This is a genomic window from Halosolutus sp. DAT137, from assembly GCF_059736405.1.
The window spans coordinates 949638-970511 of the sequence record NZ_JCAQID010000001.1 but is presented as its reverse complement, the minus strand read 5'-3'; the positions used below and the strand labels follow the sequence as shown (position 1 = coordinate 970511).

At 64.6% G+C, this 20874-nt stretch carries 19 protein-coding genes; 6 read left to right on the top strand and 13 right to left on the bottom strand.

Going from position 1 to position 20874, the window contains the following annotated elements:
• Window positions 1-28: 28 nt before the first annotated feature.
• Entirely contained in the window at window positions 29-673 is a 645-nt protein-coding gene (locus AC6I6L_RS04695; RefSeq protein WP_497916548.1) for a DsbA family protein, read from the top strand.
• Window positions 674-803: 130 nt separating this feature from the next.
• Here AC6I6L_RS04695 and AC6I6L_RS04690 read toward each other — a convergent pair whose 3' ends face one another.
• From AC6I6L_RS04690 to AC6I6L_RS04670, 5 genes are all read right to left on the bottom strand, one after another.
• The gene (locus tag AC6I6L_RS04690; RefSeq protein WP_497916547.1) at window positions 804-1799 is read right to left on the bottom strand and encodes a hypothetical protein; all 996 of its coding nucleotides are present in this window, start codon (window positions 1797-1799) and stop codon (window positions 804-806) included.
• 122 nt (window positions 1800-1921) lie between these two features.
• Complete coding sequence (locus AC6I6L_RS04685) at window positions 1922-2704, bottom strand: ABC transporter permease subunit (protein WP_497916546.1); 783 nt, start codon at window positions 2702-2704, stop codon at window positions 1922-1924.
• Entirely contained in the window at window positions 2701-3486 is a 786-nt protein-coding gene (locus tag AC6I6L_RS04680; RefSeq protein WP_497916545.1) for an ABC transporter permease, read from the bottom strand. The genes AC6I6L_RS04685 and AC6I6L_RS04680 overlap by 4 nt, the downstream gene beginning before the upstream one ends.
• Window positions 3483-4376 carry an ABC transporter ATP-binding protein gene (locus tag AC6I6L_RS04675; RefSeq protein WP_497916544.1) on the bottom strand — a complete coding sequence of 298 codons (894 nt, stop codon included), beginning with the start codon at window positions 4374-4376 and terminating at the stop codon, window positions 3483-3485. Before AC6I6L_RS04675 ends, AC6I6L_RS04680 begins: the two co-directional genes overlap by 4 nt.
• A 188-nt stretch (window positions 4377-4564) precedes the next feature.
• Entirely contained in the window at window positions 4565-5521 is a 957-nt protein-coding gene (locus tag AC6I6L_RS04670; protein WP_497916543.1) for a TIGR03557 family F420-dependent LLM class oxidoreductase, read from the bottom strand.
• A gap of 173 nt (window positions 5522-5694) precedes the next feature.
• On the opposite strand from AC6I6L_RS04670, the gene AC6I6L_RS04665 reads away from it, so the two are divergent.
• Window positions 5695-6645, top strand: a complete 951-nt coding sequence (locus AC6I6L_RS04665) for an ABC transporter ATP-binding protein (protein WP_497916542.1) — start codon at window positions 5695-5697, stop codon at window positions 6643-6645.
• Window positions 6642-7415: an ABC transporter permease gene (locus AC6I6L_RS04660; RefSeq protein WP_497916541.1), complete on the top strand. Its 774-nt coding sequence runs from the start codon at window positions 6642-6644 to the stop codon at window positions 7413-7415. The genes AC6I6L_RS04665 and AC6I6L_RS04660 overlap by 4 nt, the downstream gene beginning before the upstream one ends.
• A 13-nt stretch (window positions 7416-7428) precedes the next feature.
• Here AC6I6L_RS04660 and AC6I6L_RS04655 read toward each other — a convergent pair whose 3' ends face one another.
• The 5 genes from AC6I6L_RS04655 to leuS form a co-directional block, all read right to left on the bottom strand.
• Complete coding sequence (locus AC6I6L_RS04655) at window positions 7429-7935, bottom strand: pyridoxamine 5'-phosphate oxidase family protein (RefSeq protein WP_497916540.1); 507 nt, start codon at window positions 7933-7935, stop codon at window positions 7429-7431.
• Between the two features lie 89 nt (window positions 7936-8024).
• Window positions 8025-8627: a DUF420 domain-containing protein gene (locus tag AC6I6L_RS04650; protein ID WP_497916539.1), complete on the bottom strand. Its 603-nt coding sequence runs from the start codon at window positions 8625-8627 to the stop codon at window positions 8025-8027.
• A 48-nt stretch (window positions 8628-8675) separates the two neighbouring features.
• The gene (locus tag AC6I6L_RS04645) at window positions 8676-9467 is read right to left on the bottom strand and encodes a J domain-containing protein (RefSeq protein ID WP_497916538.1); all 792 of its coding nucleotides are present in this window, start codon (window positions 9465-9467) and stop codon (window positions 8676-8678) included.
• 63 nt (window positions 9468-9530) lie between these two features.
• Window positions 9531-9821, bottom strand: coding sequence for a DdfA family disk-determining factor (gene ddfA / locus AC6I6L_RS04640; RefSeq protein ID WP_497916537.1), 291 nt, complete (start codon window positions 9819-9821; stop codon window positions 9531-9533).
• Between the two features lie 184 nt (window positions 9822-10005).
• A complete protein-coding gene (gene leuS / locus AC6I6L_RS04635; protein ID WP_497916536.1) occupies window positions 10006-12630 on the bottom strand; it encodes a leucine--tRNA ligase in 2625 nt (874 codons plus the stop codon).
• 162 nt (window positions 12631-12792) lie between these two features.
• Between leuS and AC6I6L_RS04630 the strand changes: the two genes are divergently transcribed.
• The gene (locus AC6I6L_RS04630; protein WP_497916535.1) at window positions 12793-13284 is read left to right on the top strand and encodes a hypothetical protein; all 492 of its coding nucleotides are present in this window, start codon (window positions 12793-12795) and stop codon (window positions 13282-13284) included.
• Between the two features lie 25 nt (window positions 13285-13309).
• On the opposite strand, the gene msrB is transcribed toward AC6I6L_RS04630, so the two are convergent.
• Window positions 13310-13723 (bottom strand): peptide-methionine (R)-S-oxide reductase MsrB, encoded by a 414-nt coding sequence (gene msrB, locus AC6I6L_RS04625; protein WP_497916534.1) that lies wholly within the window; start codon window positions 13721-13723, stop codon window positions 13310-13312.
• A gap of 491 nt (window positions 13724-14214) precedes the next feature.
• On the opposite strand from msrB, the gene AC6I6L_RS04620 reads away from it, so the two are divergent.
• Entirely contained in the window at window positions 14215-15174 is a 960-nt protein-coding gene (locus AC6I6L_RS04620) for a carboxypeptidase regulatory-like domain-containing protein (RefSeq protein WP_497916533.1), read from the top strand.
• A gap of 642 nt (window positions 15175-15816) precedes the next feature.
• Here the strand turns inward: AC6I6L_RS04620 and glmS are convergent.
• Both glmS and AC6I6L_RS04610 read right to left on the bottom strand, forming a co-directional pair.
• Window positions 15817-17625 carry a glutamine--fructose-6-phosphate transaminase (isomerizing) gene (gene glmS, locus AC6I6L_RS04615; RefSeq protein WP_497916532.1) on the bottom strand — a complete coding sequence of 603 codons (1809 nt, stop codon included), beginning with the start codon at window positions 17623-17625 and terminating at the stop codon, window positions 15817-15819.
• A gap of 616 nt (window positions 17626-18241) precedes the next feature.
• Window positions 18242-18925 (bottom strand): helix-turn-helix transcriptional regulator, encoded by a 684-nt coding sequence (locus AC6I6L_RS04610; protein ID WP_497916531.1) that lies wholly within the window; start codon window positions 18923-18925, stop codon window positions 18242-18244.
• A 449-nt stretch (window positions 18926-19374) separates the two neighbouring features.
• Here AC6I6L_RS04610 and AC6I6L_RS04605 point away from each other — a divergent pair, with 449 nt between their 5' ends.
• Window positions 19375-20823: a nucleotide sugar dehydrogenase gene (locus tag AC6I6L_RS04605; RefSeq protein ID WP_497916530.1), complete on the top strand. Its 1449-nt coding sequence runs from the start codon at window positions 19375-19377 to the stop codon at window positions 20821-20823.
• Window positions 20824-20874 lie beyond the last annotated feature (51 nt).

The window sequence follows — 20874 nt, the reverse complement described above, 5'->3', positions numbered from 1 at the left end:
TCAACCGCTCCGTCCGTAGCCACGAATAATGAACCGCCGTTCGATGCTCACGGCCGTCGGCACGGGAGTCTCGCTCTCGGTCGCCGGCTGTCTGGGTCTGTTCGACGCGTCGCTGCCCGACGAACTCGAAGACGTCGACTCGAACGCCGACCAGCTTCCGGTTCCGACGATCGCGTCCGGTCCGGTCTCGATCGATGTCTACGAGGATTTCGGCTGCCCGCACTGCCACGACTTCCAGGCCGACGTGTTCCCGGAACTCGAGTCGCAATTGCTCGACTCGGACGAGGCGACCTACCGCCACTTCGACTTTCCGCTGCCGGCCGACGATCGATCGATCGCGATGGCGAACGCTGCGCGAGCGGTCCAGGCCGAGACGAGCACCGACGAGGAGCCCGCCGGCGCGTTCTTCGAGTACAAGACAGCGGTCATCAACGCTGACGACTGGAGCGACGACGGGCTGGCCACGATCGCTACAGACGAGGTCGATGTCGACGAGAGTGTCGTTCGCGACGCGCTCGCAGACGGTGCCTACTACCCGACGCTCGCCGCCGACTGGACTCGTGGCGACGAAAACGGCGTCAACAGCACGCCGACGGTCTTCGTCGACGGGGACGAAGTCGACGACCCACTCGAGTCGGGGGCGGTCGTTGGCGCGGTTGAGGACGCGGCCTGAGCGAGGCGACAGGTGCCATAACAAGCCGGCCGGTCCACTGTTTCCGAGGTCGTGTACTCCATGGAGGGTCCCCAGCGAGCGGAAACTGAACACGAGAGTGGGGTAGCCGCGACTGAACGGAGTCCCGCCGTCAGTCGTCGATCGTCGACGCCACCGCTCGCCACGTCCCGGTCGCGGTAACGCGATCCTCCTCGACGTCGACCGTCCGCTCGTCCGCGGAGGCACCGAGTACCTCCTCGAGTTCCGCTTCGTTTGGATCGTCGATAATCGCCGCGAAATCGCCTGTCGACGTCTCCGCGTCCTCGACGGTGAGCGACGAGACGACCCCCTCGGCGTTCTCGAGTTCCTCGAACGACAGATCGACGACCCCGTCTTCCGCCCCGACCCGATCGCCGTACTGTCCGACCGCGACGTCACCGCGGCCAGCGGTTCCGACGAGCCACTCGACCGAGGTCGATTCGTCCGTCGCCTGGGGGACGTCGCCCTCCGAAACTCCGACTGATGTCTCGAGTGCGGTCGTCGGGTCTTCGGCCCCCTCACTGACGACCACGAGCGCGTTCTCCCCGACCCCGATCGCCGCTTCTTCGCCGTCGACCGGCGTGTAGACCGCGTACTCCCCGATTTCGTCCGTCCGTTGCATCTGCCTGACGAACTCGAGGTCCGATGCGGCAGTTATCTGAGCGTCGATTTCCGCGGGCCGTACGTCCCCGGTCAGAACGATCGTTTCGGGGGTCCGGATCAGTTCCTCGACCGTCGACTCGAACGCCGCCTCGTCGAGGAGGCCGCCGAGCCTGTACTGGCCGAGATCCAGCCCGACGAAGAGGTACGTCGAGAGTAGTCCCTCCGAGACGGGCGCGATCATCGGATCGGTCTCGTACTCCGCTGGTAGTTCCTCGTCCGGTGTCGTCTCCTCGAGTTCGTCGGCCACGTACTCCTCGAGGGTCGCCCAGTCGACGTAGACGAACTCGAGTCCGTCGTCGTCGATCGCGAGCCAGTCGGTGTACGCCGGGCGTTCGTCGTCGGCTCCCTCCTGTGCAGTGGCTGTACGCAGGCTCACAGGTCCGATCGTCGAGACAGTCGCCGTCGCCGCCGCGAACGCCAGGAACCCTCGTCGGTTGGCTGTCATAGCGGATCGCTACACCACCGATTCGGTTATAGGCAGACCCCAGCTGTATCGCTCTCTGACTGTCGGCGCAGTGTCGGAAAGACTGCTGGACCACCTGTCGTCGGGCGGACGGCCGGATCGCTCTAGATGTCCCTCCGCACGAAAATGACGACGGCAAGGGAAATCAGGACCAGACTCGTCACGATGAGAATCCCGGCGTCGGCGAACGCGTACTCCTCGCGGACGAGGATCGCCGTCTCGTCGTAATATCGACTCGGCGTGAACGCACCGACCCACTCGTAATCCGGGTCGACGCTGGACACGCCGTCGACCAGCCAGAGCACGAATACGAGGGTCAGGGCCGTTGCTCTGGCACGCCTCACGTGGTCGACCAGGACGGACAACACGAGACCGATTCCGGCACAGACCAGCAGGTACGGGATCGAGAGCAGGTGAACCATCGCCAGGGCGACGGGATCGAACGACTCGTCGATGACGAGCGCGCCGACGTAGACGATACCTGGTACGCCGACGTTCAACGCGATCAGGGGGACCCAGAGGGCGGCGACCTTCTGGAGGACGACCGATTCACGCGAAACCGGATTCGAGAGCGTGAGATCCATCTTCCTGTCCTGAACGTCGGTAGCGATCAGCCCCGCCCCGACGTACGCGAAGTAGATCGCGACGAGGAGGGCCCAGAAGAACGAGTACAGTTCGGCGGCAATGAACCCCTCGATCGTGTGGAGTTCTTCGATGCCGAACATGTCGAACATGTACTCCGGGAACGCGTCCTCGAGTACGTCCATCTCTTCTTGAATGCCGGGGAACATCGAGAAGTACAGCGCCGACAACACGGCGAAGACGGCGACCAGCAGGATCGAACTCCGGACTCGCTTTCTGGATTCGAGTCGCAAAATAGCCGTCACGCGAGATCCCTCCGGGCAAAGACGAGAACGGCGATGCCCACCAGAACGAGGAAGGCCACCAGGAGAACCCCGGCATCGAGAATGGCGTACTCCTCGTGGACGAGGATCGCCGACGGATCGTAGTATCGACTCGGCGTGAACGCTCCGACCCACTCGAAATCGGGGTTCATGTGGGAGAGACCGTCGACCAGCCAGCAGACGAACACCAGCACGATCGCCGTTGTCTGGGCAGTTTCGACGCGATCGACGACGACCGAGAGGACGATACCGATCCCGGCACAGACCAGCAGGTACGGAATCCCGAGCAGGTGAACCATCGCCAGGGGGACGGGACCGATCGACTCTTCGAGAAGAATCGCACCGACGAGTAACACGGCCACCGATCCGGCGTTCAACCCGACCAGTGGGACCCAGAGGGCGGCGACCTTCTGGAGGACGACCGACTCGCGCGAGACCGGATTCGAGAGCGTGAGATCCATCCGCCGCGTGCGGACGTCTCTCGAGATCATACCCGCACTGACGTAGGCGAAGTAGATCCCACCGATGAGAATCCAGATGAACGGGAAGATGTAGCCGCCGACGAATCCCTCGATCGTGTGAAGTTCTTCGATCCCCAGCAGTTCGAGGATGTATTCCGGATACACCGCTTCGAGTAGCGCGGCTTCCTCCTGAATGCTCGGGAACACCACGAGGAAGAACGCCGAGAGCATGACGAGTAGTCCAGTCAGGGTGACGGTCCCGCGAAACAGCTTCCGCGACTCGACCCGCAGAATTGCCGTCATCCTGCCTCCGCGGATTCGTCACCGTAGTAGTGTTTGAAGATATCGTCGAGTTGCGGATCCCCGATGTCGACGTCTTCGACGTCGTACTGGACGAGGTGCGTCAGCAGCGCGGCGGATTCGCCGGTGTACGTGAATCGAACCGTACTGTCGACCGTTTCGACGTCGATCATCTCCGCCGTCACGAACTCGTCCTCTGCGACCGCGCCCGCCAGTTGCACCCGAACGTGCTTTCCGCCGCGTTTCAGCAACTCGTCGATCTCCTCGAGGGCGACCAGCTTCCCGTCTCGAATGATGCCCACGCGATCGCAGACGCGCTGGACTTCGCTCAGAACGTGCGACGAGAAAAAGATCGTCTTGCCGGCGTCGCGTTCCGCCTCGAGGAAGGCGTGCATCCGATCCTGTTTGAGCGGGTCCAGCCCGGCGGTCGGTTCGTCGAGGATAGCGAGGTCGGGGTCGTGCATGAACGCCTGGACGATGCCGAGCATCCGTCGGTTCCCCGCCGAGTACGTCTCGATCGGTTTCTCGAGCGGCGGGGGAAACAGTTCTAGCAACTCCTCTCGGCGCTCGTCGCCGCGCATTCGGGCGAAGTAATCGAGCGCCTGCCGGCCCGTGAGTCGGTCCTCGAACCCGAGGGTGTCTGGCAGGTAGCCGACGTTCGCTTTCACCTCGGTGAGCGCCCGTCGGTCACGAACGTCCGCACCGAGCAGTTCGGCGGTTCCCGAGGTCGGTTTGATGAGCCCGAGCAGTAGGCGAATGGTCGTCGTCTTCCCCGCACCGTTCGGGCCCAGATAGCCGAATATTTCGCCCGACTCGACGTCGAAGGTGACCTCGTCGTTCGCGACGATCTCCCCGTATCGTTTGGTGAGACCGGCGATCCTGATCGTCGGCATGGAGTCGATACACGATCGCGAAAGGTAAAACCGGGCCTGTCATCTCGGCAGAGTAATTGATCGCAGCGTGTGCGGGATTTGAGCCGAACATATTCGGTCGCCCCGGCGTTCGCGGTCGTCGATCGGTTCGAAGCGGATCGTCGATCGGTCCGAAGTGAGATCTGTACGCCCCCGGACGGCGACGTCGATTACGCGACCGACGGCAACACCTCCTCCTCGTAGAACTCGATCGCCCGCTCCTCTTCGGGGCCGATCTGGTGGACGTAAACGTGGTCGAAGCCGGCGTCGATCGCGTCCTCGATGCTCTCGATGTGCGCCTGCGGGCCGGGATCGGTAACGGTGCTTCCCGCCGCGATATCGTCTTTGTCGACCATCTGAACGGCCTGCTCGAAGTGGGCCGGCGTCGAAAGTTCCTGGGTGAGTTCACCCGGGAGCGCGCCGTTTGGCCAGTGCTCGGAGACGGTGTCGATCGCCTCCTCCTCGGTCTCGGCGTAGCAGACGTCGAGTTGCGCGTACGCCGGCCCCTCGCCGCCGGCGTCCTCGTACGCGTCGATGAGACTCTCCTGTGGGCCGACGGTCCAGAGGCCGTCGCCGTGGTCTGCCGCCCAGTGGGCCGTCTGCGGGCCGAACGCGCTCGCGATCGTCGTCGGCTGCTCGTCAGGAACGGTGTAGAGGCGAGCGTTCTCGACCGTGTAGTGTTCGCCGCGGTGACTCGTGTTCCGGCCGGTCCAGAGGTCCCGCATGACCGCCATCGCCTCCTCGAGCATCTCCAGGCGAACGTCGTGTTCGGGCCAGCGCTCGCCCGTGACATGCTCGTTCAGGTTCTCGCCGGTTCCGACGCCGAACGTGAACCGATCGCCGAACATCTCGTCGACCGTGGCGACGGCGTGGGCGACGTTGACCGGGTGGATTCGGATCGTCGGGCAGGTGACGCCGACGCCGACCTCGATCTCGTCGGTCGCGTTCGCGATCGCTCCCAGCGTCGACCAGACGAACGGCGACTCACCCTGTTGTGAGATCCAGGGGTGAAAGTGATCCGAAATCGAGAGGAAATCGAAGCCGGCTGCCTCGGCTCGCTCTGCGATCTCGACCAGTCGGTTCGGCCCGTGCTCCTCGCTCGAGAGGGTGTATCCGAGTTCGACCATGAGACGTTCCGACGAGGAACTGCGTGCTAAGCGTTGGCCCTGCGACGGCAGCCACCGAGGCGGAACAGACCAGGGTCGGAGCCTAGAGCGCGAATCCGTGAGTCGAAACATCGAACGGGACCCGGTCTCGGAGAACCGAACCCCTTACCCGCCACGCGCGGATACCGCCCCGTATGGAAGCCGTGGTCGAGGCGACGGACGTACGGAAAACCTACGGGGAAACGACGGCCCTGTCGGGCGCGTCGCTCGCCGTCGAGTCGGGCGAGGTCTTCGCACTGATCGGACCGAACGGGGCCGGCAAGACGACGCTCGTCCGCGCGCTAACCGGAACGACCGATCCCGACGCCGGGACGGTACGGATTCTCGGTACCGAGCCGACGACCGTCGATCGCAGACGCCTCGGAGTGCTCCCACAGGCGTTCTCGCCGCCGGACCGGCTGAGCGCCCGTGAACTGCTCGTGTATTATGCGGGATTGTACGACGAGGCGCGCGACCCCGACGACGTACTGGCCGACGTCGGTCTCGCAGACGCTGGCGACACCTGGTACGAGGATCTCTCGGGCGGCCAAAAGCGCCGGGTCTGCGTCGGCGCGACGCTGGTCAACGACCCCGACGTGCTCTTTCTGGACGAGCCGACGACCGGCATCGACCCCGCCGGGCGGCGGACGATCTGGACGCTGATCGAGGATCTCGCGGCCACCGGCACGACCGTCGTCCTGACCACGCACGACATGGCCGAGGCCGAACGGCTGGCCGATCGCGTCGGATTGCTGGCAAACGGATCGATCGTCGCCCAGGGTACACCCCAGGCGCTCGTTGCCGACCACGGCGGCGAGAGTCGTCTGACCGTCGAGACGGACGCCGAGGTGGCCGCAGTATCCGACCTCGCGTTTCCGGTCGACTCGCGCGACGGCGCGATCGTCGTCGGAGCCGTGACGCCCGCCGAAATCGGGACCGTCGTCGACCACCTCGACGATCTCGACATCGAGTACACCGGGTTGACGTGGGCCGAACCCGGCCTGGAAGACGTCTATCTCGCGCTGGCCGACGACGTCGAACGCGCCGGAACCGATCGCGTCGACGGGCAGCGGTCAGCACTCGCTCGGGCAGGTGAGACGGCGTGAGCCGCGTCGGCCGCGTCCGCGCCGAGACCGCCGCCGGCTGGCGATCGTTCGTCCGCCGCCGGACTGCAGTCTTCTTTACGTTTTTCTTCCCGGTCATCCTGATCGTCATCTTCGGGGCGCTCGTCCGGACCGACCCGACGGGCGACGGACTGTTCACCGAGCCACCGGCGTACTACGTCCCCGGCTACCTCGCCGTGGTCGTGCTCTTTACGCCGCTGTCGCGCATGGGCAGCGAAGTCGCGCGCCACCGCGAGGGCAATCGCTTCGAGAAGCTCGCGACGACGCCGCTCTCTCGGGCCGAGTGGCTGCTCGCCCAGACCGTCGTCAACGCCGTCATCATCGGTCTCGCGAGCCTGCTCATCCTCGGACTGGTCGTCGTTCTGACGGGGGCGGAGATCGTCTTCTCGCCGCTGTTGATCCCGTACGTCCTCGTCGGCGTCATCTGTTTCTGCGGCGTCGGCGCGATACTCGGAAGCTACACCGACTCCCAGGACGGCGCGATCGCCGCCAGTAACGCGATCGGGCTCCCCTTGCTCTTTCTCTCGGAGACGTTCATCGCCATAGAGCAGCTTCCGGGCTGGTTCGAGCCGTTCGTGAACCTCTCGCCGCTGACGTACTTCGCGCGCGGCGTCCGGGCTGTGACCTACCCGGAAGCCGGAACGCCAGCAATCGCCGGAATAGATCCTGCGCTGGCGAATCTCGGTATCCTCGCCGTACTCGCGCTGGGGACATTCGCCCTCGGTGCGCGATCGATTCCGCGGACGGACTGATCGCCATCGGGCGCTACTTGTCGGCGGGCTGCTGGCCGTCGCTCTCGGTGGGTTCGACGTCGGCCATTCGGTCGGCAAAATCCCAGCCGTACACCACGGCCGGATCGATCGTGATCGTCACTTCCTCGCGATCGTCGTCGAGGAGGGTCGCCGCCAGCGTCGAATCGGTCCCCCCGAGATACCGATCGAGGAGGTCCCGAAGCGTCTCCTTCTCGGGGTCCGGCTCGATCGAGACCGTCCCGCGGCCGCGGACGCCCGCGTAAGGCGGCTGGTTCGTCGAAATCTCGAAGGCGACTGCCGGATCGTGACGCAGGTACGTGACGATGTCCGCGTCGGTCCCGGTCGCACACTGGAGGACCCAGTCGTTGGTATCTGCCTCGTCGATCGATCGACAGCGGTACCACAGCGACACCATCCAGAGGTGACCGGCGGGCGTCTCGCAGGCCAGCCGAACCGGTATCGTCGTCTTCTGGACGAACGACTGTATCTCGGCCCGTGAGCGGGAGCCGCGAATCTTCATGTCTCGACACTCGATCGCGATGAATATAAGTACACGTTGCGATCGCCAGAAACGTCCGCCGGGGGATCTGTAATTCGATCGTCGGCAGGTCAGACCGGGAGCAACAGCGCCGGATCGAACGTATAGTCGTAGATGTGGTTCAACAGCAGATAGGTAACCACGCCGAGGACGAGGCTCAGAATCCACGAGCCGGCGGCGATCCGGCCGACTCGAGCGTGGGCGGTGTCGCGCAGTTCCGCCGGGGTGTGGGTCAAGCCGAGGATCAACGCGTAGAGGACGACGGGCACGGCCACGATCGAGAGGATGATGTGGATCGCCAGCATGACGAGGTAGGCGTCGTAGACGAGCGGTGGCCCATCGAAGTACTTCTCGCCGCCGCCGCCGACCCGGATCAGGTAGACGACGAGAAAGAGCAAGATGAGCCCGAACGCGCTGCCCATCGCGAGGCGGTGTTTCTCGATCTCGCCGGCACGGATCCAGTACCAGCCCGCGACCAGACACGCCGTCGCCGCCGCGTTGATGACGGCGATCGCGTGCGTCAGGAGGTTCACTTGCGCGTTCGTGAGGTCGGGGTAAAACGGGACGTCGAGGACGAACGTGCCGATGACCAGCGCGTAGCCCACGATCGTCAGCAGGACCGTCGCGCCGATCGGTCGCTCTCGAAGTCGCCGTCTCGCGTCCGCAGTTGCCATTATCGGTGGTTAGGAAAGCGTTCGTATTTGTCTTGTCCTTCCGGACCGCTACGGGGCCGGTCCGGGACCGAAGCCGGGGTCTGTGCCAGCCCCCGCCTCGAACGGCAGTCGATCGAGTCGGTTGCGGACGAGGGGTTTGATCTCGAAGAGGTACCGTTCGGTGTCCGCGACGGCGTCTTCGTCGTCGCCCTGAACGCGCTGCGTATAGACGACCTTGCGCACGCTGACGTCGTCCGGAATATCCGTCGCGATGACGACCGCGTTGAGCGCCCGTCCGGGCGGGAGATCGACGTCGGTCCCACACCACCGCCGGGGGAGTCGATCGGCGTGGGGGGCGACGATGCGCGATCCCTCGTACAGGAAGCCGTCGTCGCCGATGAAGCTCGTATTCGCGTTTCCGTCCCAGTGAAGCCATCGGTCGCTGGTGTTGTGAACCTCGAAGAACGCGATCGTCCGCTCGGTGGCCACGTTGACGGTGCCACCGACGAGCGTGTCGAGGTCGACGTGGACCAGTCCCGAGAGCGCGAGCGTCAGATACTCCCCGCTGACTGTGAGTGCGTGCTCACTTGCCGGCTCCCAGTCGATCGGATCGTAGGTCGGATCGGCGGGCCGCTCTCTCTGGCCGTCGGTGTCGGCAGGAATCGACCCGCCGTCGGTTTCGCGGGCGACCGGTGCACGCTCGTCGAGTAGCTGTTCGTAGGCGGTCTTGATCCGGAGAAAACGCTCTCGAGAACCACCGTGGTCGGGATGGTGTTCCTTCAAAAGCTCCCGGTATGCCGTCCGAATCGTTGCCTCGTCGGCGTCCGGCGACAACTCGAGGGCTTCGTAGTGGCTCTCCATCGTGGCCTACTCTCTGCGTAAACGAAAAGAGTCTTTCCGTCCCGCGTTTACCGGCGATTCAATTTACTGTTCAGTTTCGCATTCCTCGACTCTCACCGTCCCATCCCGTTCGACGGTGAGAGAATACCCACAGTACGTGAACGAAACGGTCCCGTTAGATCGGTATCTGCCATCGGCGCGATCGGCAAAGAGCGCATCGAGCGCCTCCGGATCGATCGCTGCGTGAAGTGGTTCGTACTCTGGTGGCACCAGTCTGTTCGGTGGTATTCCCTCTCTCGCTGCGATCGCTTCGACAACGGCCTGGCTCGGCGGTTGTCGAACGGTCGCATCAGCGGCGTCGTCACCCCCCTGCATTTCGATTCGGACGTTTCCATCCCGGTCGAATAAATGTATCTCTTCACCTTGCGCTATTGAGAATTCCGTCCGAGTCAATCCTTCGATACCGAAGGGACGAGACGGGAACGACGCTGTCTGCGCGCGGAGTTCGGTCGAAACGAGCGGCCACCGAAGATCGAGGCTCTCGGGAACCGGGGGTGACTCACTCGATGTGGATCGCGGGCTTTCCGGGCCGCGCTTTCGTCGCCGCGTCGTCCACCGGCCCAGCCGTCCGGACTGTCACGGGCGCGTCGAACTCGTCGGTGACGAGCCACGCCGCCTGCTCTAAGAGTTCTCGCTCCCGATCGGCAGACAGCCGCTGGCCGGTTTCCGATCCCAACTCGCCGAGGAACGTCCCGACGGTTTCCCGGTCAACGTCGACCGTATTGTCGGCAACGGCTCGATCGACGACGTTCTCCGGGTCGTCGGCCCGCAGTTGTGTGACGCGGTACTTCCAGTCGGGGGCGACGATCAGGTCGATCTGTGCCGGATCGTCGATCGCCGCGATGTCGACGATATCGCGAACGTCGTCGATCGTCGTCGCGATCAGCTGTCGTTCGCGTTCGTAGGCGTCGATCCGCCGCTCCGGCTCGGGCCAGTCTGCCTCGACGACGAGGCCGTCGCCCCGGAGTTTGTTCCACAGCTCTTCGCCCAGGTGGGGTGCCATCGGGGCGAGCAAGGCGGTGACGGTCAACAGGCCGCGACGGTACAGCTCCCCGTGTGGCCGGTCGAACGCACGATAGCGACGAAGCAGCCGCGCCAGTTCCCGGATCTCCGTCGTCGCCCGGTGGAACCGGAACCGCTCGTACTCGTCGGTCGCGGCGGCGATCGTTCGATCGATCTCGGCGGCCAGGTAGTCGTCGTGTGGGCGTCGCTCGATTCGCAGGTCGCTCTCGTTGATGAACGAAGTCACCATCCGGTGGATCGTCTGCTGGAGGTCGTAGGCCCCGCGAACGTTGTTCGCGGTCCACTCGAAGTCCTGTTCGGGGTGGGCCGCCGACAGCAAGAACAGCCGGGTCGTCTCCGCGCCGTACTCCTGTGGCGTGACGACGTTGCCCTTCGAACTGGACATCTTCTCGCCGTCGTAGAGCACCGTCCCCTGGCTGACGAGTTTGTCGACGGGTTCACGTTGTTCGAGCAGGCCGATATCGGCCAGTGCCCTGGTGAAAAACCGAATGTAGAGCAGGTGGAGAATCGCGTGTTCGTCGCCGCCGACGTAGACGTCGACCGGCAGCCACTCGGCAGCGCGATCGAGATCGAACGGGGCGTCCTCGAGATCCGGCGAGAGGAAGCGCAGGTAGTACCACGAGGAGTCGACGAAGGTGTCCATCGTGTCCGTCTCGCGCCGGGCGGGTTCGCCACACTCGGGACAGTCCGTCTCGCGGAACGACTCGTGTTCTTCGAGCGGGTTCCCCGTCGTGCGGACGAATTCCGGCAGTTCGACCGGGAGGTCCTCGTCCGGGACGAGAACGTGGCCACAGTCTTCGCAGTGGACGACCGGGATCGGCGTCCCCCAGTAGCGCTGGCGTGAGATGAGCCAGTCGCGAAGCCGATAGGTCACGTCCGGTTCGATCGCCGCCGCGTCCGCGAGGAGTCGATCGCGGGCCGTCTCGCTTTCGAGGCCGTCGTACTCTCCGCTCGCTTCGAGAATTCCCTCGCCGGTGTAGGGCGCTTCTTCGAGATCGATGTCCACCGGGGCGTCTTTCGGCGCGATCACGCGTTCGATGGGGAGACCCTGCTCGCGAGCGAACTCGTGGTCGCGCTCGTTGTGGCCGGGAACGCCCATGACGGCCCCGGTGCCGACGTCCTCGAGAACGTAGCCGGCCACGTACACCGGCAGTTCCTCGCCCGTGAGCGGGTGGGACACCGTCGCGTCAGTTTCGATTCCCGAATATCCGGCTTCGCCGGGTCGCTGTTCACGGACGCGATCGACGTACTCGCGAACGTCGTCGTCCGTCTCGGCCAGTTCCCGCGCGAGGTCGTGGCCCGGAGAAACGGCCAGATACGTCGCCCCGTACACCGTTTCCGGACGAGTACTGAACACGTCGACGGTCCCCGCCTCGGCGTCGGGGACCTCGAACGTGATCCTGGCACCCTCCTGGCGACCGATCCAGTTGCGCTGAATCTCGCGGACGCCGTCGGGCCACTTTTCGAGGTCGTCGAGACCGTCGTGCAGTTCCTCGGCGTAGTCGGTGATCGTAAAGAACCACTGATCGAGTTCCCGGCGGCCGACCGGCGTCTCACACCGCCAGCAGCGCCGATCGTCCCCGTTCTCAACCACCTGAGCGTCTGCCAGGACGGTTTCGCAGTCCGGACACCAGTTGACCGTGGCCCCCTCGTACTCGACCAGGCCCTCCTCGTAGAGCCGTTTGAACAGCCACTGGTTCCAGCGGTAGTACGACGGCTCGCAGGTGGTGATCTCCCGGGACCAGTCGTACCCGAATCCCATCGTCTTGAGTTCCTCGCGCATCCGACGGATACACGCCTGCGTCCAGGAACCGGGATCGCTGGCCCGCTCGTAGGCGGCGTTTTCGGCCGGTAGTCCGAACGCGTCCCACCCCATCGGATGAAGGATGTCGTCGCCTCGCATCCGGCGGTAGCGCGCGTAGGCGTCCGTGATCGCGTAGTTCCGAATGTGGCCCATGTGAAGTTCCCCGGAGGTGTAGGGAAACATTCCGAGGACGTACGTCGGGTCCGCGGCGTCCTCGTCGAGCGTGTAGACGTCGTCGCGCTCCCAGACGTACTGCCAGAACTCCTGTACTTGCGCGTGATCGTAATGATTCGTCATTCTGGGGAAATCGTTGCCTTTCACTCGGTGTGCCGGCTATATCATTGTTCGGCCGCGCGATCGCTGTCGATCGTCCGTTCGGGTCCCCCGACCCCATCTGATCCACCCATCCACAACTGTGGGCTGTGCCTAACAAAACCGACAGCGATCCTCACTCGTCGTATGTCACGCGACGATCCGGAACCCTCCGATCGAGCCGTCTTGCTCACGGTTGCGGTCGTTCTGGCGACGATCTGCGTGCTCGCCGTCGCCCTCGTGCCGGACCTGCTCCCCAACCGATCGGACGGGACCGAGGTCGACGCCGGTGACGCGCCGATCGTTACCGATCGAAACGGGGGCGACGAACGAGATGAGCGCGACGAACGGGGTGACAGCGACGATCGAACGGCCGATAGTGACGGCGGGCAGCCGGACGATGATCGATCGCAGCCTACTGGTGAGGTGTCTGGGGCAGATAGTTCCGACTCGCCTGCTGAGGCGGAACGGGCGAGTGTCGACGCCGAGTCGCCCGAACACGCTCGAAACGGGGGACCGCCCGAACACGCTCGAAATCCTGGTCCGCCAGAACGGGCAGGGAACAGCGGCCCATCGGGTCGTGCTGATGATCGCGGACCGCCAGCACACGCCGAACGGAACCAGCCCCGACGATCATAACGGAGGGCACGAAACGCCGGCGTCCTTATTCCCTGGGATCGAACTCGAGGGCGATCCCGTTGATGCAGTAGCGTTTCCCGGTCGGCTCCGGGCCGTCGTCGAAGACGTGGCCGAGGTGGCCCCCGCAGTTGCGACAGACGACCTCGGTGCGGACCATCCCGTGGCTGTGATCGGGCTTCGTCTCGACTGCGTCGTGGTCGGCCGGGTCCCAGAAGCTCGGCCAGCCGGTGCCCGAGCCGAACTTCTCGTCGCTTCGGAACAGTTCCTGGCCGCAGCCGGCACAGCGGAAGATGCCGTCGTCCGAGACATCGAGCAACTCCGAGGTGCCCCGCGGTTCCGTGCCACACTCCCGGAGGATGCGGTACTCCTCGTCGGACAGTCGCTCTTTCCACTCGTCGTCGGTCCTCGGTCGCTCGTCTGCGTCTGATCGGTTGCTCATGATCCCCGGTACGAGCCGAAGGCATTTGAGTGCGGCCCCGACGCAATCTGGGGACCGGGGCTCGGTCCCGGGAGTCGGTGTTCGGTCTGTGGTCGGCACACGATTGAGGGTGGGGTCGATTCGAGCGCCGATCGAGCACGGTCTCGACCCGTTCAGTCACGAAATCCGACCGTTTCATCGGCTGAAACCGTTTATCGACAGTATAGTAACCCCCCGACAGGCGAAACAGCTGGCAATGACACCCTCTTTCACTGCGTTCCGAGCGCGAGGCGACCGGTGGCACCGATCCCGTTTGCGGAGCCAGGAATCACGCCCGATCGCGGCATCACCGACGAGACGCCGACCGACGACCTCGTGGGCCGGACCACTCCCGACCGACGGCCGGTCCGGGTCACGGCCATCAAGACGCAAGCGGATCGAGTCGGTTCCGTCGAGACGCGACGTGGTGACGAGTGCGAAACGTCCCCGATAGCTCCGCTCCCTCCTCGACTATGCGCCGAAATACCCGAACCCAACAGACGAACTCCCGATCGATTCAGACCAGCGTTCAGGTGTTGCTCACCGTCTCCGGCATCGTTCTGTTGATCGTCGGGCTGGTGTTCGCAGCGAGCGGTGCGTCGATCGCCGGCACACTCGGCGCTGTAAGCGACGACTGGGGCGACGCTGGCCCCTCTGCCGACGAAACCGACGGCGCAGATGACGACACCGGGGCTGACGATACTGGCGGTGACGAAGGCGCTGACGCGGGCGATGCTGACGCGGACGATACTGACGCCGACGCTGACGAAACCGATAGCGGGGACGGCGGCGACGGGGATGATCAGGGCGACAACAGCGGCGGTGACGCAGGCGAGGGTAACGACGCTGAAACCGATAGTGAGAGCGACGGTGATGGCGAAAATGGAACTGCTAACGAAAGCGATGGTGACGAGGACAGCGAGGCGCACGCCCTGACGGTGACAGTCGAAAACGACGCCGGCGACGCGATCGAGGACGCCACCGTCGAAGTCGAGAACGAGTCTGGCTCCATCGAAGAGCAAGACGTCGACGACGGCGAGGCCGAGTTCGATCTCCCAGACGGCGAGTACTCGATCGTCGCGGACGCCGATGACTACGGGGGGGCCGAGGACGAGGTGGTGATCGACGGCGACGACGAGTCGGTCACCCTCCTACTCGAGGAGGCGGAGGACGGACCGCCCTACACGCTAACGGTGTTCGTCGAAGACGACGACGGCGATCCGATCGAGGACGCGGCAGTCGAACTCGATCCGAGCCTGTTCGGCCCGCAAGACGCGGCCGAAACCGACGGCGACGGCGAGGTCGAGTTCGACGATCTCGAGGACGGCGAGTACTTGATCGCCGCGGCCGCCGATGACTACGAGGAAGCCGAGGATGAGGTGGAGATCGACGGCGACGACGAGCAGCTCACGCTGACGCTCGAAGACGACTAATTCCCCGACCGAAGACGCCGCGCTTTTTGCGCTTTTTGTGTGTCCGACGAAACCGCGACCCCCGTCGGCCAGGATAATGCTACCGCTTACAACTCCGACGGATCTCGTTGTGCTTTCGATCGCCGCGACGGGCCGAATGCCGGAAGCGACAGACCGGAACACTGAAATCGAAATTGCCCGTGAACGCTGCCAGTCCACGTCGCTGGCCTCCCTGCAGTTTCGCGACTCGAAAGTGGGTGGGACACTACCGATCCCGGTGTCCAGAGCAGATGCATCGTTCCGTTCTCTGTGACGTCGGTCGTTTCGAGTGGAGAGATGGGACTGCCGATATCGAACTGATCGCCACTCTCGCCGTCGATCGACGGCACCGAACCGATTGTCCGCCAGGACTCGACCCACGGTGCGACCGTCGAGCGCCTGTGCGAGTCGATCCAGCGCGCCGTGGGTGGTTCGGCTTCCGGCTCGATCGGCGGCGGTAGACCGAGCGGGAGCGATCGCCGCCGCCACTTCTGACGGTCTCGAGAGATCTGAGAAAGCCGCCACTCTGACACGAGGGCAACTGCGCCGCGACGATGCTGAAGAACGACGGCAACCGCCCCACTGAGACCCCCAGAAAAATCCAGTGTTACCGATCGGTCGAGATCATTCGACCGTGACGCTCTTCGCCAGATTCCGCGGCTTGTCGATCGGTCGGTCGAGCAGATTCGCGGCGTGATACGAGAGCAACTGGAGCTGGACGTTCGCGAGCAGGCCGGCCCAGACAGGGTGGGTGTCGGGGATCGAGAGGTGGTCGTCCGCGACGTCGACGATCGACCGCTCGTCGGAGGCGACCGCGACGATCGGCGCGCCGCGAGACTGGGCTTCGATCGCGTTCGTCTTCGTCTTCTGGTCGTCGCCGCCGGTCGCGACCGCGATGACCGGCGACGCCTCGGTGACGAGGGCGAGCGGGCCGTGTTTGAGCTGTCCGGAGGCGAAGCCTTCGGCGTGCTCGTAGGTGATCTCCTTGAACTTCAGCGCCCCTTCGAGCGCGACCGAGTGGCCGAGGCCGCTGCCCACGAAAAAGTACGACTCGCTGTCGAGGTAGTCGCGGGCCAGCGTCTCGGCACGACTCGTTTCCAGCACGTGTTCGACGTGATCCGGGAGGTCAGCGAGCGTCTCGAGCATCGCGGCTCGATCGTCCGCGGGGCTGGCGTGGGGGACGTCGTCAGCGAGTCGCTGGACGAGCAGCGCCAGCGTCACCGCCTGCGAGGAGTAGGTCTTCGTCGCGGCAACGCCGACCTCAGGGCCCGCGCGGATGTAGATGGCGTCGTCGGCCTCGCGCGCGGCCGTCGATCCGACGACGTTCGTGACCGCGAGCGTCCGTGCGCCCCGACCGGCACCCGTCCGAAGCGCTTCGAGCGTGTCGGCGGTCTCGCCGCTCTGGGTGACCGCGACGACGAGCGTGTTTTCGTCGACGGGTCCGGAGACGGCTTCGTACTCGCTGGCGCGGAGTACTTCCGTCCGGACGCCGCTCGCTCGCAATAGCTGCGCGCCGTACATCGCCGCGTGGTAAGAGGTCCCGCAGGCGACCAACTGGACCGTTTCCACGTCCGCGAACGTCCCCGCCGGCAGCGCCTCGAAGACGACGGTGCCGTCGTCGATCCGCCCCTCGATCGTGTTCGAGAGGGCGGTCGGCTGGTTGTGGATCTCTTTTATCATGTAGTGGTCGTACTCGCCTTTGCCCGCGTCCTCGGGGTCCCAGTCGACGGTGTCGATCGATCGGTTGACTGGGTTCCCCGCGAGGTCCGTAATCCGGTAGGAGTCGGGTTCGAGGACGACGAAGTCGCCGTCTTCGAGGTAGATCACGTCCTCGGTCCGCTCGAGAAACGCGGGGACGTCGCTCGCGAGGAACCACTCGTCCTCATCGAGACCGAGGACGAGCGGGGACCCTTTTCGCGCCGCGTAGACCCGTTCCTCGCCGTCGACGAGCGCCGCGATCGCGTAGCTGCCCTCGAGCGTGTCGACGGCCCGGCGAATGGCTTCTTCGGTGTCGTCGGTCGTCGTCAGGTACTCGTCGACGAGGTGCGGGATGACCTCCGTGTCGGTGTCACTTCGGAACTCGTGGCCCTTCTCCGCGAGGTCTGCCCGGAGGTCGTCGTAGTTGTCGATGACGCCGTTGTGGACGACCGCGACGTCGCCTGCGGTGTCCGTATGCGGATGGGCGTTCGTCTGGGTGGGCGGCCCGTGAGTACTCCACCGGGTGTGGCCGATACCCATGTTCCCGTGCGGGGTCGTTTCGAGCGACGACTTGAGGTCGTCGACCTCGCCGGAGGTCTTATGAACTTTTACGCCCGAACCGTTCTGGACGGCGATGCCCGCCGAATCGTACCCGCGGTACTCGAGGTTTTCGAGGCCCGATAGCAGCGTTTCCGCCGCTTCGCCGTGTCCGATGCGGGCGATAATTCCGCACATTAGTCGCTCACCCCCGTTCGAGCGCAGTCGGCCGGGTTCGTCTCGCTCACCGATCGTCGGACGCTGCGGCGATCGACGGCGACGCTGGTTCCAGCAACTCGGGTCGACAGTGCCGTCCGGATTGGAGTACTGATTCGTGTCATTGGTCTGGGGTCCCGCGTCGTCCACGTCCGGACGGCGGGGTCGGTACCCAACCCAAGGTGAATATCGGCCATTACTATACGACGAATAAGTCGTTCGGTATTCTGGCGACGCGATCGCGGATGGTTTCACGTCGTGCAATCCGGCGACGAGAGGGGTGTTCGGCTTCCGGAGTGGGCTGATCAGCCACCGCGTCTGTCAGTCGAAAACGGGGAGGCATACGAACAATCTGCCGCGGTGGGGTTCCGGTCCGAAGCTGGTCAGGAGGCAAACGACCGCCTTGTTCGACGCGATCGGACTCGATATCACGAGTACGACGCAGCGACCACCCACCGAAACCGGTCGAAAAACTGACCGGCTCGTGACGTTCGCGTGCATCCGAACCGTGCGACAGTGAACAGGAGAGAGCTGTCCACGCAACGCTGGACGAATAGAACCGATCTACGCGAACAGACGTGAACGGATCGCTCTCCGATTATGCAGCCGGATTTCCGACGTCGTCTGGCTGAACGTCGCCGTCGTCCCTGCCCCGATCGGGTTCGGACAGGGTGATGAGGTTCTCTCGACCGACCGATTCTTTCGTTATTGTGCCAGCGTCGTGCATCCGCGAGCAGATCCGGCTGACCTTCGATTTCGACCAGCCGGTTTCCTCGCCGATCCGGTGTTGCCGTACACAGCCGTCGTTCGCGACGAGTAATCTGACGACCTTCCCCTCGTCGCTCAGCAGTTCTGGTGGCGTGTCGGGCGAGAGGTTCCATCCGTTCGCCCGGTGACCGTCGATGCGTGAGGGAGTCGGGTCGCCCGACTCACCACCGAGATTTGCGAGTAGCGATCGAAGTTGCGCTTCGACGTCGCGCTTCGAGAGCGCTTGCGTCACTCGAAATGCGACGAGTCCGCTGATTAGCAAGAACAGAACAGCGACCAGGGCCACTTCCCAGACGCCCGTCACGGCCACCGACTGGGGCCAGATCGGCACCCACCCGGTTCGATCGATAGCCCGGAGCGGGGCGGTGCCGACGCTGGGCCAGTGACCGACAGCCACGGCTGTGGCTGCCTCCGCGTGCTGACCGTACGTGGAAGCCGGAACCGCCTCGAACGACACGGTTGGAAGGGGCGATGCGGATGCGGTTCCGGATTCGATCGGAGCGGTGGTGACCATGGGATGTCGCAGGGTGCTGTTCTACCGCGATCGGTGCGTGAGACGGTTTGTTGTGATTCGGTACCGGTGTGGTCGTTTGACCGAGACAGCGATCACGGGTACCGTGTTACAACGATCCGTACGAGAGTCACGACGTTCGTGAACTCGCCGACCGCAATGCTCGCTGCGTGTGTAGCGGACTTCATTATACGGCTGTACAGGTGCGTTTAACACCCGTATAACACGCTTTCGGCGCGAATCTGGCAGACGGCAAGATTCGACAGACAGCCCCGCTGGGCCGCGGTCGCTCGTGCCGTCTCACTGTTGCAACCGATTATCCGAGGGATAGTAAACCGCCCCTGGTGAGTCGACGGCAGCAAGGACCGCCCCGCAGAACGCGGGGGACCGCACCGCAATGGGAACCGCTCGGCCAGTGCGGTCGTCAGGCGGCGAACGATACTGTCTCATCCATGACACCGACACTCAACGATACGGAAGCGGACGATCGAGACGACGCGGAGCATCGTACGGACGACCGAGACGGCGACCGGGACGCAGACGGGTCGTCGGGCGAATCGATCGACTCGGCCTCGACCGGGGGAACGACCCTCGAACACGTCGAGGCGGACGCCACGCGAGCGGCGACGATCTGCGTCGTCGGTCTCGGTTACGTCGGACTGCCACTCGCCGTCGGCTTCGCGCAGGCGAACTACCGCGTGGTCGGGTACGACATCGATGCCGCGACGGTCGAGCGACTCCAGAACGGGATCGACACGACGGGCGACCTCTCCGACGACGTAATTCTGGACGGCGATATTTCGTACACGACCAACCCGGACGCGATCGGCAACAGCGAGTACGTGATCGTCGCCGTTCCGACGCCGATCGACGAGGACGACCGACCGGACCTGCGCTACGTCGAGAGCGCGGCGCAGACGATCGGCGCGGAACTGACGCCCGGAACGACAGTGATCCTCGAGTCGACGGTCTACCCGGGAGCGACCCGAGAAGTCCTCGTACCCGCACTCGAGGGTGCCTCCGGTCTGAACGCGGGCGAGGAGTTCGCCGTCGCTTACTCCCCGGAGCGAGCGACGCCCGGCGATCCCGACCACGGCCTCGCGGACGTGGTCAAAGTCGTCGGCGCGGGGGAAGACGCGGTGCTCGAAGACGTCGCGACGCTATACGAGTCGGTCGTCGACGCGGGCGTCCACCGCGCCCCCTCGATCGAGGTCGCGGAAGCGTGCAAAGTCGTCGAGAACGCCCAGCGAGACCTCAACATCGCGTTCGCCAACGAACTGACGATGGCGCTGGACCACCTCGACGTCGACGCGAGAGCCGTCTTCGAGGCCGCGGGGACCAAGTGGAACTTCCACGACTACCGACCAGGGCTGGTCGGCGGTCACTGCATTCCCGTCGATCCGTACTTTCTGGCGTACCGTTCAGCCAAAGCAGGGTACAGCCCCGAACTCGTCCGCGCAGGGCGGGCGGTCAACGAGTCGGTGCCCGACCACGTCGCGGAGCTGACGATCAAGGCGCTCAACCGCTGTCACCGAACGTTGTGTGAGAGTCGCGTCCTCGTCCTCGGGCTGTCGTACAAGCCGGGGGTCGGAGACATCCGAAGCTCGAAAGTCAGCCGCGTCATCGACGCACTCGAGGAGTACAACATCGCGATCGAGGGCTTCGATCCATTTGCCGACGACGACGCGATTCGGGAGGCCTTCGGTATCGACGTACAGGAGACACTTTCGTTCGAGGGCTTCGACGCGATCGTCCTCGCGACGCCCCACACGGAGTTCGAACGCATGGACCTCGAGGCGGTGGCGACCGAACTCGAACCCGAGCCCGCGCTGATCGACGTGGCGGGTGCGTACACGGAAGCCGAGGCCGCCGAGGCCGGCTTCGTCTACCGGAGGCTGTGAGACGATGCGGGACCGACACACGACCGTGCAGGATCGACACGTGACCGTCAC

Bases quoted from the DNA above. Each gene is read 5' to 3' on its own strand.
- AC6I6L_RS04695 (WP_497916548.1), top strand. From the start codon at position 29: ATGAACCGCCGTTCGATGCTCACGGCCGTCGGCACGGGAGTCTCGCTC.
- AC6I6L_RS04690 (WP_497916547.1), bottom strand. From the start codon at position 1,799: ATGACAGCCAACCGACGAGGGTTCCTGGCGTTCGCGGCGGCGACGGCG.
- AC6I6L_RS04680 (WP_497916545.1), bottom strand. From the start codon at position 3,486: ATGACGGCAATTCTGCGGGTCGAGTCGCGGAAGCTGTTTCGCGGGACC.
- AC6I6L_RS04675 (WP_497916544.1), bottom strand. From the start codon at position 4,376: ATGCCGACGATCAGGATCGCCGGTCTCACCAAACGATACGGGGAGATC.
- AC6I6L_RS04670 (WP_497916543.1), bottom strand. From the start codon at position 5,521: ATGGTCGAACTCGGATACACCCTCTCGAGCGAGGAGCACGGGCCGAAC.
- AC6I6L_RS04665 (WP_497916542.1), top strand. From the start codon at position 5,695: ATGGAAGCCGTGGTCGAGGCGACGGACGTACGGAAAACCTACGGGGAA.
- AC6I6L_RS04655 (WP_497916540.1), bottom strand. From the start codon at position 7,935: ATGAAGATTCGCGGCTCCCGCTCACGGGCCGAGATACAGTCGTTCGTC.
- AC6I6L_RS04650 (WP_497916539.1), bottom strand. From the start codon at position 8,627: ATGGCAACTGCGGACGCGAGACGGCGACTTCGAGAGCGACCGATCGGC.
- AC6I6L_RS04645 (WP_497916538.1), bottom strand. From the start codon at position 9,467: ATGGAGAGCCACTACGAAGCCCTCGAGTTGTCGCCGGACGCCGACGAG.
- ddfA (WP_497916537.1), bottom strand. From the start codon at position 9,821: ATGCAGGGGGGTGACGACGCCGCTGATGCGACCGTTCGACAACCGCCG.
- leuS (WP_497916536.1), bottom strand. From the start codon at position 12,630: ATGACGAATCATTACGATCACGCGCAAGTACAGGAGTTCTGGCAGTAC.
- AC6I6L_RS04630 (WP_497916535.1), top strand. From the start codon at position 12,793: ATGTCACGCGACGATCCGGAACCCTCCGATCGAGCCGTCTTGCTCACG.
- msrB (WP_497916534.1), bottom strand. From the start codon at position 13,723: ATGAGCAACCGATCAGACGCAGACGAGCGACCGAGGACCGACGACGAG.
- AC6I6L_RS04620 (WP_497916533.1), top strand. From the start codon at position 14,215: ATGCGCCGAAATACCCGAACCCAACAGACGAACTCCCGATCGATTCAG.
- glmS (WP_497916532.1), bottom strand. From the start codon at position 17,625: ATGTGCGGAATTATCGCCCGCATCGGACACGGCGAAGCGGCGGAAACG.
- AC6I6L_RS04610 (WP_497916531.1), bottom strand. From the start codon at position 18,925: ATGGTCACCACCGCTCCGATCGAATCCGGAACCGCATCCGCATCGCCC.
- AC6I6L_RS04605 (WP_497916530.1), top strand. From the start codon at position 19,375: ATGACACCGACACTCAACGATACGGAAGCGGACGATCGAGACGACGCG.